Genomic DNA, 12686 nt, shown 5'->3' on the forward strand with positions numbered 1-12686 from the left:
CTGATGATGGCGTTCGCCCCGTTTGAAACCGCCCCTGAAATCCTTGTTGGTGTCTCGGGCGGGGCCGACAGCATGGCGCTTGCACTGCTGGCCCATGACTGGTGTCAGGCACAAGGCGGGCGCCTGGTCGCCGTCACGGTTGACCATGGTCTGCGCAAGGCCGCCTCTGACGAGGCCCGCTGGGTCGCAGCCGAACTTGCTCGCCATAACATCGAACACATCACCAAACACTGGCAGGGCGAAAAGCCAAAAGGTGCCGTGCAGGAAAAGGCGCGCCAGGCCCGCTATCAGATTTTTGATGACCTGATGCGTGATACCGGCATTTTCCATCTATTGGTTGCCCATCATGCAGGCGACCAACGCGAAACCATTGCCATGCGCCGCGATCGCGGCACGACACCGATTGGGCAGGCCGGAATGTCTGCGCGCCGCTATCTGCGATATGGCCGGGTGCTGCGCCCGCTTTTGGGTGTTGCCAAGACTGACTTGGTGGCGACCCTTACGGCACGCGGACAGGCGTGGATCGAAGATCCTTCCAACATCGACGACAAGTTCGAGCGTGTGCGCGTGCGCAGGGCGTTTGCGGCGGGGGCATCGCACCCGCCCGATATAAACGCCGACGCATCGGCGCGCCGTGATATTGAAACGGGCATTGGACGATTGCTGGCCGCGGCAGTGACCTTGCATGCGAACGGTGTTGCGATCCTTAATCCAGATGTGCTGCTTGACCCGGAGGCTGATCGCAACGCCGCGATCCATGCACTGGGGCAGGTGGTGCGTACGGTTGGGGGCGCAGGATATATGCCTGCGCTTGATAAACTGCGCGGTGCGCTGGATCGCCTTGGTGCGGATAAAACAGCCCGCATCAGTCTGGGCGGCTGCGTCTTGCATGGTCGGAAAGGCGGGATCTGCGTTTATCGCGAATTTGGCCGAATGGCGCAGGATCCGATTGCGTTGGATACCGAATCACTCACACGATCTTTGGTTGTGCGGTTTGATAACCGCTTTGAATGGCAGGCAGATGACGCTGATCTGTCGGGGCAAACTGGACGTTGGATCGCCCCGCTTGGCCTTTGTGATGTGTTTCACACGAAGTCTTTTCGCGCCTCATTGGGCGAAATTGCACCATTTATTGGTAATTTACCGCGCGCGGCCCTTGCATCCATGCCTGCACTCTACGATAAAGAAGGCTTGTTATCTGTTGGCGGGCTTGAGGTTTCGGAGCTTTCCGACGTACTATCCGCCGCCGGTTGCGGACGGCCTCTGGGCAGGGGCCTGATCGCGTCTGGTGGCAGTTGGCAGTTTGCGCCGCAAGTACCTTTGTGGGAAAGTGGTTTCAAATCGTCACCGAAACCCGACAACCTACTTGCGTAAGCGGGGCTTATGACTATTTGATTGTCAGACCCTGCGCAGGAAGTTTTGCGTCACGGCACACACAAATTGCGACCAGTAGCTTGGAATGAATATGGGAAAAAATCTCGCACTGTGGGTTATTATCGCCATCCTTTTGGTGGCGCTGTTTAACCTGTTTCAGTCGCCCTCCGGACGGTCCGGTCAGTCGTCGCTGGCATTTTCGGACTTCCTGGCCGAAGTGGATTCAGGTCAGATTTCCGAAGTCACCATCCAGGGCAACAACCTGACTGCAGAAACGCGCGACGGTCGCTCTGTTAATGTTTACACCCCGGATTATCCGAACCTCGTTGAAAAGCTGAACGACAAGGGCGTGCGCATCATCGCACAGCCTGAAGAAAGCCTGTCTCCGTTGATGAGCGCTTTGATCAGCTGGTTCCCGATGCTTCTGATCATCGGTGTCTGGATCTTCTTCATGCGCCAGATGCAGGGCGGCGGCGGTAAGGCCATGGGCTTTGGCAAGTCCAAGGCCAAGATGCTGACCGAGAAGTCCGGCCGCGTGACCTTCGAAGATGTCGCCGGGATTGAAGAAGCCAAAAGCGAACTTGAAGAAGTCGTCGACTTCCTGCGCGATCCGCAGAAGTTCCAGCGCCTTGGCGGTAAAATCCCCAAAGGCATGCTGCTTGTCGGTCCTCCGGGTACCGGTAAAACGCTGCTGGCACGTGCGATTGCCGGCGAAGCAAACGTTCCGTTCTTCACCATCTCGGGTTCTGACTTCGTTGAAATGTTCGTTGGTGTCGGTGCATCGCGTGTGCGTGACATGTTCGAACAGGGCAAGAAAAACGCACCTTGCATCATCTTCATCGATGAAATCGACGCTGTAGGCCGCCATCGTGGTGCCGGTCTTGGCGGCGGTAACGATGAACGCGAACAGACGCTCAACCAGCTCCTCGTCGAGATGGATGGTTTCGAAGCCAACGAAGGTGTGATCCTTGTGGCTGCAACCAACCGTCCGGACGTTCTGGACCCTGCATTGCTGCGTCCGGGTCGTTTCGACCGTCAGGTCGTTGTGCCGAACCCGGATCTGGAAGGCCGTGAACGCATTCTCGGTGTTCATGCGCGTAAAGTTCCGCTGGGTCCGGATGTCGATCTGCGCACGGTTGCACGTGGTACCCCGGGCTTCTCGGGTGCGGATCTGGCAAACCTTGTCAACGAGGCGGCTTTGCTTGCCGCCCGTCTTGGCAAGCGCGTTGTCACCATGGCTGATTTCGAAAACGCCAAGGATAAAGTCATGATGGGGGCTGAACGTCGCTCCATGATCATGACCGATGACGAGAAAAAGCTGACCGCCTATCACGAAGGTGGCCACGCACTGGTCGCGCTCCATACGCCTGCGTCTGATCCGATCCACAAGGCCACCATCATCCCGCGCGGCCGCGCACTGGGTATGGTGATGCGTCTGCCGGAACGTGATCAGGTGTCCAAGTCCTACGAACAGCTGATTTCCGACCTTGCGGTTGCCATGGGTGGCCGCGTTGCCGAGGAAATCATCTTTGGCAAGGACAAGGTCACCACGGGGGCATCTTCGGACATCAACATGGTGACGCAATATGCGCGCAAGATGGTGACCGAGTGGGGCTTCTCCGACAAGCTTGGGAATGTCAAATACGTTGATAACCAGGAAGAAGTGTTCCTTGGTCACAGCGTTGCCCAGCACAAAAACGTTTCGGAAAAAACAGCACAGCTGATTGACGAAGAAGTCCGTCGTTATTCCGACGAGGCGTATGAATTCGCCAAGCGCGTTCTGACCGAACATCTTGATGACCTGCACAAGCTTGCAAAAGGTCTTCTGGAATATGAAACCCTGTCGGGCAAGGAAATCGACGCGCTGCTGCGTGGCGAGGAAATTAACCGTCCGGGCCATTCTTCGGGTGGCGGCAAGGATGCAGGTGGCGGACGTCGCTCCACGGTGCCAAGCACCGGCGGTGCCCGCAAGGATAACCCTGGTGACGGCGGCGGGGACCTCTCCCCGGAACCGCAACCGGGAAGCTAACAGAAAGAGACTGATGGACGAGATCAAACGATCGGTCCTGCGAAGCCCCGCCGATGTGCGGGGCTTTGCCGATTTTGAAGGACCGCTTTACTACGCACCGACCGGTTTCATCGACCATGCCGATGATCCCAATACCTTGCCACTTGCCGGATCACGCCGGGGTTTTTCGGCACTTGAAATCATCCGTCGCCGCGAAGGTGGCGGTGCCGAAAGCATGATCTTGCCGCTCCTTGCCCTTGAAGGCTGGGTGCAAAACAGTGGCCGGGTTGATGAAATCAATGCCGTGCTGGACCGCCTGATGGCCAAACGCCCGGATTATGCCGGGCTTGATATGGCGTCCTGCCATGTGATGGGCATCATCAATGTCACACCTGACAGCTTTTCCGATGGCGGCGATTACAACACCACCGAACAGTCTGTGGCACGCGCCATGGCGATGATAGAGCAGGGCGCATCAATCATTGATGTCGGCGGCGAATCAACCCGTCCGGGGGCAGATACCGTTTCCGAGGACGAGGAAATCAATCGTGTGGTCCCGGTGATCCGCGAACTGGCATCCAAGGGGCACGTCGTTTCGATCGACACCCGCCACGCGGGCGTGATGGAAGCCGCGATTGAGGCCGGTGCAGCGATCATTAATGACGTGACGGGCCTTGAGGGCGATGAACGCTCGATGGAGGTAGCAGCTGCATCTGGCAAACCTGTGATGCTGATGCATATGCAGGGTGAACCGGGCACCATGCAGGCCGACCCGAAATATGATTGCGCGGTGCTTGATATCTATGACTATCTGCTCGATCGCATCGAAAGCTGCGAGCGGGCGGGTATTTCACGCGATCGCATCTGCATCGATCCGGGCATCGGCTTTGGCAAGACGTTGTCGCACAATCTTGAACTGCTGTCGCGCTTGGCCATTTTCCATGGATTGGGCTGCCCGATCCTGCTGGGAACCTCGCGCAAGTCATTCATCGGCAAGATTGATCCCAAGGCCGACCCGAAGCAGCGCCTGGGTGGTTCAATCGCGTCTGCGGTCAATGGATGGCGTCACGGGGTTCAGATGATCCGCGTGCATGATGTGCCCGAAACCGTGCAGGCGATTTCTGTGGCCAGTTCCACATCTATTGTATGATGGTGTGTTCGGCGCATCCTTTGCACGTATAACTTGTCATTTTATCGGCATCGTTTAAAACATGGCTCGCAATCGCAAGGAGGCTTGGCTTCTGATCGATTGCGAGCTTTTTTGCGGCAAGTTCGATTCTGGCATTTTCTGACCATTTAAGGTTGATACTTGCAGAATCGGTCCTTTGACCACATACCAATAGGTATCAAACAAAAGTGACATCAAAGTCACAGTTGATGGTTGGACAACAAGCGAACGCGAAGGTCTTTAGATGAACGAGATTGGCGGTCTGACGCAGCCGTTCCCTGCTGATGTCAGGTCTGGCTGGAATGCTATGACGCACTGTGTATATGTCGTGGAAGATAACACCGATCTGAACAAGGATCTGTGTGAGTATCTTGAGATGTGCGGTTTCGATGTGGTCGGTTGTGAAACCGGTGCTGCATTTTACCGCGCACTTGCTGCGCGTAAACCTGATGCGGTCATTCTTGATATTATGCTGCCCGACGCGGATGGCTATGAGCTGGCTCAGCATGTCCGCAAAACCGTTGACTGCGGCATCATGATGCTGACCTCGCTTTCGGGAATGGACAATCATCTGACCGGCTATAAATCCGGTGCCGATGTCTATTTGACGAAGGACAGTCCGCTATCGGTGATCGAAGCCGCCCTCAAACCGCTTCTGCGCCGCGCGTCACGCTCAGATAACGAAGCGGCGGCTGAAACGGCAATTCCCGAGGATAGCTGGGTTCTTGATATGCTTAACTGGACCCTGTGCAATCCCCAAGGCAATGAAGCCAAATTGACGGCAACGGAACGCACCATCGTCAAGATCCTGATTGATGCCAATGGGGCGTGGCTGACGCGCCCTGAAATCGTCGAAGCCTTGGGTAAGGCCGACACGGCCGAAAACTGTCGTAATCTGGATACGGCAATCCGTCGCGTGCGTCAGAAAATCATCAAGGAAATCGGTGAAGAACTGCCTGTGCGAACGGCTTACGGTCGTGGCTATGCCTTTACGTCACCCGCTGCCATTGCTGGCGAGGCCGAGGCTTCCTGATCCGTTTGCTTCCCACCTGAATCAATACTTCCAGCTACTCGCACGGTAAAAGCAGACAAAGCTCGATGCTACGTGTGCTATTCCGGCGCAGGGTGAGCGATCCTCCATGGGCAACGACAATACGTTGAGAAATATGCAGCCCGAGTGCGCGCTGCAATGACTGGGATTCCATATCGCGCCTGAAAAGGGCATCGGAAATCATGACGATCTCCTCTTCATCAAGTTCTTCGCCGCGGCAGGGGATGTTGATTTCGACCCGCATCTCGGAATGCCGGTGTGCATTTATGTGAATTGGTGCCCCGTGTGCAAAGCGGCGTGATGTTTCGACCAGATTCGTGATCGCAAGTCCCATCAAGGTTTCGTCGATAAAGATCTCGAGACCTGCGGTCCTGTTCAATACGGCCTGAACTTCAGCACCTTCGCGTGTGGTCTGGGCAACAAATTCCTGAAGAAAACGGTTGATCGGAACCGTCTTGCGCGCAAGTGACAGTTCCTGGGTATCAATACCGTCCTTGGTCAGGAAAATATCGACAAGACGCGCCAATTTCTGAGCCTGAAGTTGGATGCGGCGCAAGCGTTCAAGAACGTCATCCTTGTGGCTTGTAAGACGCAGCATCAGCATTTCCGATGATCGCTGGATAACCGCAAGCGGCGTTCGGAATTCGTGCGACAGCATCGAAATCAGTTTGCGTTGTTCCTCGACCAGCGAGGTGGTTTCTTCTGCCTTGCGCACGACAGTGACGCGTTCCTTGTCCATGCGGGACAACCGCACCGTCATGATGATGCCCATCCCGACAAGGTGGAACATCAAGGTGTAGCTGTGCAGCTCCAGACGCAATCTGGTCGCTTCGATCACCCCAGAAAGGGCAAGCTGGATCATGATTGCCGCCCCGGTCGGGAGCGCCAGAACCACAAGGAGCGCCAAGTAGCGCGGGTTGTGGGCATCCTCAAACGCACGTTTGATCAGAATTGCACACATGATGGCCATAAAGACTGAATGGCTTGGTATGATATAGGTGCCAAAGATGGTGTACAGATCGGTCGTGGCCCCGGCCGCAAAGGCCAGAACGAAAAACCCGTACGCGCAACATATCTTGTAGGCCAAAGGATACTTCTTTTTGGCATCGATGATGTAGAGCCACAGGAACACCGCCACGCCATAGGTAATGATGTTGGATGTTCCCAATAAAAAGTCATTAAGCCACGGTATTTCCGGTCTTAGCTCGCTTAAGACCACGCCATTGACGACGGCCGCTGTGATACCGATTGCCACGACCCAGATGCTGTACAGAACGACCATCTGATCCCGCGCAATCAGACCAAGCGCCAGATAGGCCAACCCCAATGCTAGAACGAAGCCAAAGAAAACATTCGATGCCAGATCACGAAAGGACAGCGAGGAAACAAGGTCGGTTGCCGGCCAAAGTGTCACCCAGATCAGATTGGCGCTATTGCTTTGCGACCGGACATAAAGGCGATAATTACCCGGCTTCATCAGGGGCAGGGCGGCAATATGTGTTCGTCCGCCATATTGGCGCGCGCTGGCAGGTACATGATCGCCAAGACGGGTATGCCAGACCGGATCACCCAGTCCATCGGGAGTCAAAAATACATCAATAAAATTCAGATAGTTCGGGCCGATTTCAAGCAGGGCACGTTTCGTCATGTCATTGGTGATGTTGAAGTCAAGCTGATGCCAGATCACATCGCGGGTATAGCCAAAGGACGGTATGGCACTTGACCGCTGAAAGGCCGTATCTGGCAGAGCCTGGATTTCTTTAAGGCCAAGCTTGCGTGTGGTGTCGGCAAAGGACGCAACAAACCGGGTGATCTCAATCGGTTCTGTGACATTGCCCGGCAGAATCAAATGATCCTGATCACCCTCCGGCGTCACCGAAGGTTGCGCGTTTGCAATGTGCCATGGCATCAAAACCATGGTTGCTATGAAGAGCAACGCCAATGCCGACGCTGCAGCCGTGGCAGACGTAGAATGTGCCTTTGACGCAATGAAAAGATGCGATCTGAGCGTCATGGCCGCTCCCCGTCATGTAACGTCTCGGTATAACCAAGTGGGAAGCCCGCCCTGCTTTCACTGTTCCTAAGCACCGTCATGTCGCGGTCATAAGGAAGTTTGATCAGGATTGTTGTCCCGCCTTCTTCACCGACGCTGATCGACAGGGACCCGTCATGGGCCTCGATAATGCGTTTGGTCAGATGCAAACCAAGCCCGACACCTTGGATTTTGACCGAATCCCGTCCGCGGTAAAAGGCGTTCAAAACATTCTGCAAATCGTCGGAGGCGATGCCCGGGCCCTCGTCGACAACCCGGATATAGACATAACCATTGGCCGCCCGTTCGGCTGAAATCCAGACGGCGGCACCCGGCGCATATTTTCGGGCATTCTCGATCAGGTTGATTAGCGCACGTTCCATCAGGATCCGGTCAATTTCGACGATCACCACGTCGCTTTGGATCAGGCTGATATTCTGACCGGGGACCTCACGTTGGCGCTGTGCAATCAAATCGCGCAGAAACGCATCGAAGGCAACCGCTTCCCGCGTGGTGGTGAATGTCGCGCTATCAAGGGTTTCCTTGGTCAGGAACGCATCGACAAGGCCCGAAAGCTGCCGGGCATTGGACTGGATCGTCGACAGCCGATTCAGAACGCTTTCAGGTTCCTTTTGCAAATGTAGTCCGAGGATTTCAGCAGAGCGCTGAATAATCGCAAGCGGGGTGCGGAATTCATGTGACAGCATGGTGATAAAGGTGCGCTGTTCACTGGCAAGCTGGTCGGCCCGCTGGGCGGATGCAAGGGCATCAACACGTCGGTTGATCACACCATAGGTGCGATAGGCCATGGCGATGGCCACCAGTACAAGCTGAATAAACGAACTGAGGGCAAAGATGCTTGTGGTAAATCCGTTGACCGGCAACCAACCGATCAGCAACAGCAAATGCGCCATCGCCCCGATGGTCGGAACACCAAGCGCGACCATCAAATAACTCATCTGGAATGTGTGCTTCTGGCGATATCCGCGATACATCAGATTGATCAGCAAAACCGCAAGCAAGAATATCTGAGGCCCGAAAAACACTTTGGCATACAGGATATACCAGTCCGATGTGGCGGTCAGAAAACCTGCCATCGCCAGAACCGAATACCCGACCATGATCCGAAACAGCGGTCGGTTCTCGCGATCAAGACGGGTCATATAGCTCCACATCATGATGCTTGTGCCAAGCGCAAACGCCGTTCCGGTTCCCGTCACGAAGTCCGAGGCCAGCGACCAGAACGGTTTGAAAATCAGTTGGGCGTAGCCCGTCACCCCGAACGAAATCAGAAACAGCGCGAAGATATAGCCCGAATACCAAAGAACGGAACGATCCCCCGACATCACGCCGAACGCGAAATAAATCCCGAATGCAAGAAGCAGAACACCAAGGGTTGCTCCCTTGATGAAGCTGTTGCTGCCCGATTTGGTGATCAGCGCAGTATCGGGCAGGAGTTCGGCCTCAAAGACATGCGCGCTGTTGGTATTGACCTCGATTACCAGCCAATATTCGCCAAGTGACAGTTTCGGCCATTCTGCAACGTGCGAAAGATTATGCTGGCCGCCCTTGGCTCTTGGAATTCGGTCGCCGAGGTGCTCCTGCCAGATGATCTGACGCGCGTCATTCGACAGGATGCTGATCTCGATATCATTCAGATACACCTGTCCGATATCGATAAAGGCGCTTCTTCCCGTTCGTCCGGGTTGATCAACGATTTTGACCAGCGCGCGATACCAGATGGTGCGGTCTGTATAGCCCGGACCGCGTGCCTCAAGGACAGAGGCGAATTCAGATTCGGCAATCGACGGGATTTTAAATGCGCTTTCCACTTTGCGGTCTGTCACCAAACGCGTCAGATAGCGGTTCAGATTGATAACTTCCGCAGGTCCGCTGGGTGGCAGGACGAGTGTTTTGGCAACCTCATGCGCAGCGATTTTGGGTCCGTAAACGGCAAAAATGCCGGACGCGGTCACAATCAACATCGCAAAAAGAAACATATTCAAGCGGATGCTGCGCAAAATTCCCCCGGTTTAAGCCCCTTCATCTTGTGATAGCGGGTTTTTGACCGAAGGTCATCGCTTTTATCCGAATATCGCCGTGTTTGCCTGTTAACGGATTGATTGCCAGTTTGGCACTAGAATAGGCGCTGAAATATGCCGATTGCCGGTGGCATTGCGCCGCCACTTTGATATAACCGGCAGTCAGAATGAATTGACCGGGCATAATGCCCGCAAAGCAAGCAGAGACACAGAATATGAGCCGCAAGTATTTTGGCACCGATGGCATTCGCGGAACTGCCAATACAGCGCCGATGACCGCAGAAGTCGCCCTGAAAGTCGGGATGGCTGCCGGCCATTATTTCACCCGTGGTGATCACCGCCACAAGGTCGTTATTGGCAAGGATACCCGACTGTCGGGCTACATGCTTGAACCGGCCCTTGTTGCCGGTTTCACCTCGATGGGGATGGATGTGATGCTGGTCGGCCCGATGCCGACCCCGGCGGTCGCCATGCTGACCAAATCGATGCGTGCTGATATCGGTGTGATGATCTCTGCCTCCCATAACCCGTTCCAGGATAACGGCATCAAGCTGTTTGGCCCGGATGGCTTCAAGCTGTCAGACGAGGTCGAACTTGAAATCGAAGCCCTGATGGAAAGCGACCTTTCGGGCAAACTGGTACCTGCCAACGCGCTGGGCCGTGCCAAACGCATCGATGATGCGCCGGGCCGCTATATCGAAGCCGTCAAATCATCCCTGCCGGGCTCCGTCACGCTTGAAGGTCTGCGCATTGTGCTTGATTGCGCCCACGGGGCCGGCTATTCCGTCGCGCCCAAGGTTCTGCGTGAACTTGGGGCCGACGTCATTGAAATCGGCACTAGCCCGAATGGTCTGAACATCAATGATCAGTGTGGTTCAACCTACACCAAAACCATGTGTGACCGGGTTCTGGCCGAAAAGGCCGATGTCGGGATCGCCCTTGATGGCGATGCTGACCGCGTTCAGATGTGTGATGAAAAAGGCCATCTGATCGATGGTGATCAGTTGATGGGCCTTGTCGTAACCCACTGGAAACGCACCGGTCAGCTGCGCGGCAACGCGCTGGTAGCGACTGTGATGTCGAACCTTGGTCTTGAACGTTATCTTGAAAGCAATGATGTCCGTCTGATCCGCACCAAGGTCGGGGACCGCTATGTTGTCGAACAGATGCGCGCCCTTGATTGCAATGTCGGCGGTGAACAGTCCGGCCATATCGTGCTGTCGGACTTCGCATCGACCGGCGATGGCCTGTTGGCAGCCCTTCAGGTGCTGGCCGTTCTTGCCAGCCGCGAGGGCCCGGTATCCGAACTGAGCCGTGTGTTTGAACCGCTGCCACAGATCCTTAAAAACGTTCGTTACAGTGCGGGTTCCGATCCGCTGGCACAAAGCAGCGTGATTGAAGCCATTTCCTCGGCCGAGCGCGCCTTTAACGGTGATGGTCGTATCCTGATCCGTAAATCTGGCACCGAGCCGCTGATCCGTGTCATGGCCGAAGGTGATGACGCGATTAAGGTCGAACAGATCGTTGATGGCATCGTTGCCGAAATCACCGCCGTTGCCGGTTAACCGGTCATTTTGACGAAAACCTGATATCTGCAGGATAAGGAAGGGTCGTATGAAGGGTCGTGTCTTGATTATTGCCGGGTCGGATTGTTCCGGTGGGGCCGGAATTCAGGCCGATATCAAATCGGTGACGGCTCTTGGTGGCTATGCTGCAACTGCGATAACGGCCCTTACGGTGCAAAACACCACCGGAGTCTTCGATGTTCTTGGCATTGATCCGGACATGATCGTCCATCAGGCCACCGTGACGATTGATGATATTGGCGCGGATGCGCTTAAAACCGGGATGCTGCATTCGGTACCGGTGATTACGGCCGTGGCGGAATTTATCAAATCAAAGTCTGTTGGTATTCCGGTCGTTGTAGACCCGGTGATGGTATCGCAAAGCGGTTCGCGCCTGCTTCAGGAAGACGCGGTCGAGGCCCTTATAACCCATATGGTCCCGCTTGCCACCGTGCTGACACCAAATATTCCAGAGGCCGAAGTATTATCGGGTATGAAAATCACCAGCGAAGCTGATATGATTGCTGCAGCGCACAAAATTGGTGATCTCGGTTGCGAGGCCGTCCTGATAAAAGGTGGTCACGCCGACGGGGACAAAATCGTCGATATCTTATGGTGCCGGGATGGCGATATCGAAGGTTTCGAAGATACGCGCATTCCGTCCGAGAATAATCATGGTACGGGCTGCTCGCTTGCAAGCGCCATTGCAACCGGGCTGGCTCAGGGCATGGGATTAAGTGATTCCGTTGCCCGTGCGCGGGCATATGTCCGTGAAGCCATCCGAACCGCACCGGACTTTGGCAAAGGAAACGGTCCGCTAAACCATGCGCATCCTGTGACCGGTTGAATAATTCAACACGAATGTGACAGGGCGCTGAAAGTTGGGACACTTAAGCTATGCCGGGCACATCGTTTTTCCATCAGGCGCGTAACAACGCCTGGTCAAATCACCGTTTGTATGGAGTCTGTCAGAAATTGACAGATGGCGAGCTCGCCTCCAAACGAACGCCTTTTTCCGCCTCTATTCTTGAAACGCTGAACCATATCCTGACCAATGACTTGTATTATCTTGATGCGCTGGTCGATGGCAGGCGGGGTCGGGCATGCCTTGATACTGAAATGCCGTTCGCTGCCATCGATAAACTGGCCTCTGCCCAGCGTGATGCGGATATGCGCTTGATGGCGTATTGTGAACAGCTCAATGACAAGGATGCCATCCGGGCGGTCGAACTGGTCCGCGAAGACGGCAGCAAGACGCTTGAAACCGTGGCTGATATCCTGTCACATCTGTTTGTCTATCAAACCCATCAACGCGGGCAGGTGCATGCGCTTCTGGCCGTCACCGGTCAGGCACCACCAATCCTTGATGACTACCATCTTGAATATGATGCACCGATGCCAAGTTTCGATTTTTCGGCCCTTGGCCGCAAAGGCGCATAAAGGATA

At 55.1% G+C, this 12686-nt stretch carries 9 protein-coding genes; 7 read left to right on the forward strand and 2 right to left on the reverse strand.

Going from position 1 to position 12686, the window contains the following annotated elements; genetic code table 11:
* The first annotated feature begins 3 nt into the window (after positions 1 to 3).
* From tilS to TH2_RS15535, 4 genes are all read left to right on the forward strand, one after another.
* The gene (tilS, locus tag TH2_RS15520; protein ID WP_157194156.1) at positions 4 to 1374 is read left to right on the forward strand and encodes a tRNA lysidine(34) synthetase TilS; all 1371 of its coding nucleotides are present in this window, start codon (positions 4 to 6) and stop codon (positions 1372 to 1374) included.
* An 85-nt stretch (positions 1375 to 1459) separates the two neighbouring features.
* Positions 1460 to 3403 (forward strand): ATP-dependent zinc metalloprotease FtsH, encoded by a 1944-nt coding sequence (gene ftsH / locus TH2_RS15525; RefSeq protein ID WP_040824154.1) that lies wholly within the window; start codon positions 1460 to 1462, stop codon positions 3401 to 3403.
* A gap of 13 nt (positions 3404 to 3416) precedes the next feature.
* Positions 3417 to 4532 (forward strand): dihydropteroate synthase, encoded by a 1116-nt coding sequence (gene folP, locus TH2_RS15530; RefSeq protein ID WP_008891386.1) that lies wholly within the window; start codon positions 3417 to 3419, stop codon positions 4530 to 4532.
* Between the two features lie 262 nt (positions 4533 to 4794).
* Positions 4795 to 5583: a response regulator transcription factor gene (locus TH2_RS15535; protein ID WP_008891387.1), complete on the forward strand. Its 789-nt coding sequence runs from the start codon at positions 4795 to 4797 to the stop codon at positions 5581 to 5583.
* A gap of 34 nt (positions 5584 to 5617) precedes the next feature.
* Here the strand turns inward: TH2_RS15535 and TH2_RS15540 are convergent, their stop codons facing one another.
* Together TH2_RS15540 and TH2_RS15545 are read right to left on the reverse strand one after the other, a co-directional pair.
* Positions 5618 to 7615: a sensor histidine kinase gene (locus TH2_RS15540; RefSeq protein ID WP_008891388.1), complete on the reverse strand. Its 1998-nt coding sequence runs from the start codon at positions 7613 to 7615 to the stop codon at positions 5618 to 5620.
* Positions 7612 to 9633 carry a sensor histidine kinase gene (locus tag TH2_RS15545; RefSeq protein ID WP_008891389.1) on the reverse strand — a complete coding sequence of 674 codons (2022 nt, stop codon included), beginning with the start codon at positions 9631 to 9633 and terminating at the stop codon, positions 7612 to 7614. The genes TH2_RS15540 and TH2_RS15545 overlap by 4 nt, the downstream gene beginning before the upstream one ends.
* A gap of 257 nt (positions 9634 to 9890) precedes the next feature.
* On the opposite strand from TH2_RS15545, the gene glmM reads away from it, so the two are divergent.
* The 3 genes from glmM to TH2_RS15565 are packed head-to-tail and all read left to right on the forward strand — an operon-like array spanning position 9891 to position 12680.
* A complete protein-coding gene (gene glmM, locus TH2_RS15555; protein WP_008891390.1) occupies positions 9891 to 11240 on the forward strand; it encodes a phosphoglucosamine mutase in 1350 nt (449 codons plus the stop codon).
* A 49-nt stretch (positions 11241 to 11289) separates the two neighbouring features.
* Positions 11290 to 12087: a bifunctional hydroxymethylpyrimidine kinase/phosphomethylpyrimidine kinase gene (gene thiD / locus TH2_RS15560; RefSeq protein WP_008891391.1), complete on the forward strand. Its 798-nt coding sequence runs from the start codon at positions 11290 to 11292 to the stop codon at positions 12085 to 12087.
* A 50-nt stretch (positions 12088 to 12137) separates the two neighbouring features.
* Positions 12138 to 12680, forward strand: coding sequence for a DinB family protein (locus TH2_RS15565; RefSeq protein WP_008891392.1), 543 nt, complete (start codon positions 12138 to 12140; stop codon positions 12678 to 12680).
* The last annotated feature ends 6 nt before the right edge of the window (positions 12681 to 12686 follow it).

The sequence above is a fragment of the Thalassospira profundimaris WP0211 genome (assembly GCF_000300275.1).
Classification (GTDB): domain Bacteria; phylum Pseudomonadota; class Alphaproteobacteria; order Rhodospirillales; family Thalassospiraceae; genus Thalassospira; species Thalassospira profundimaris.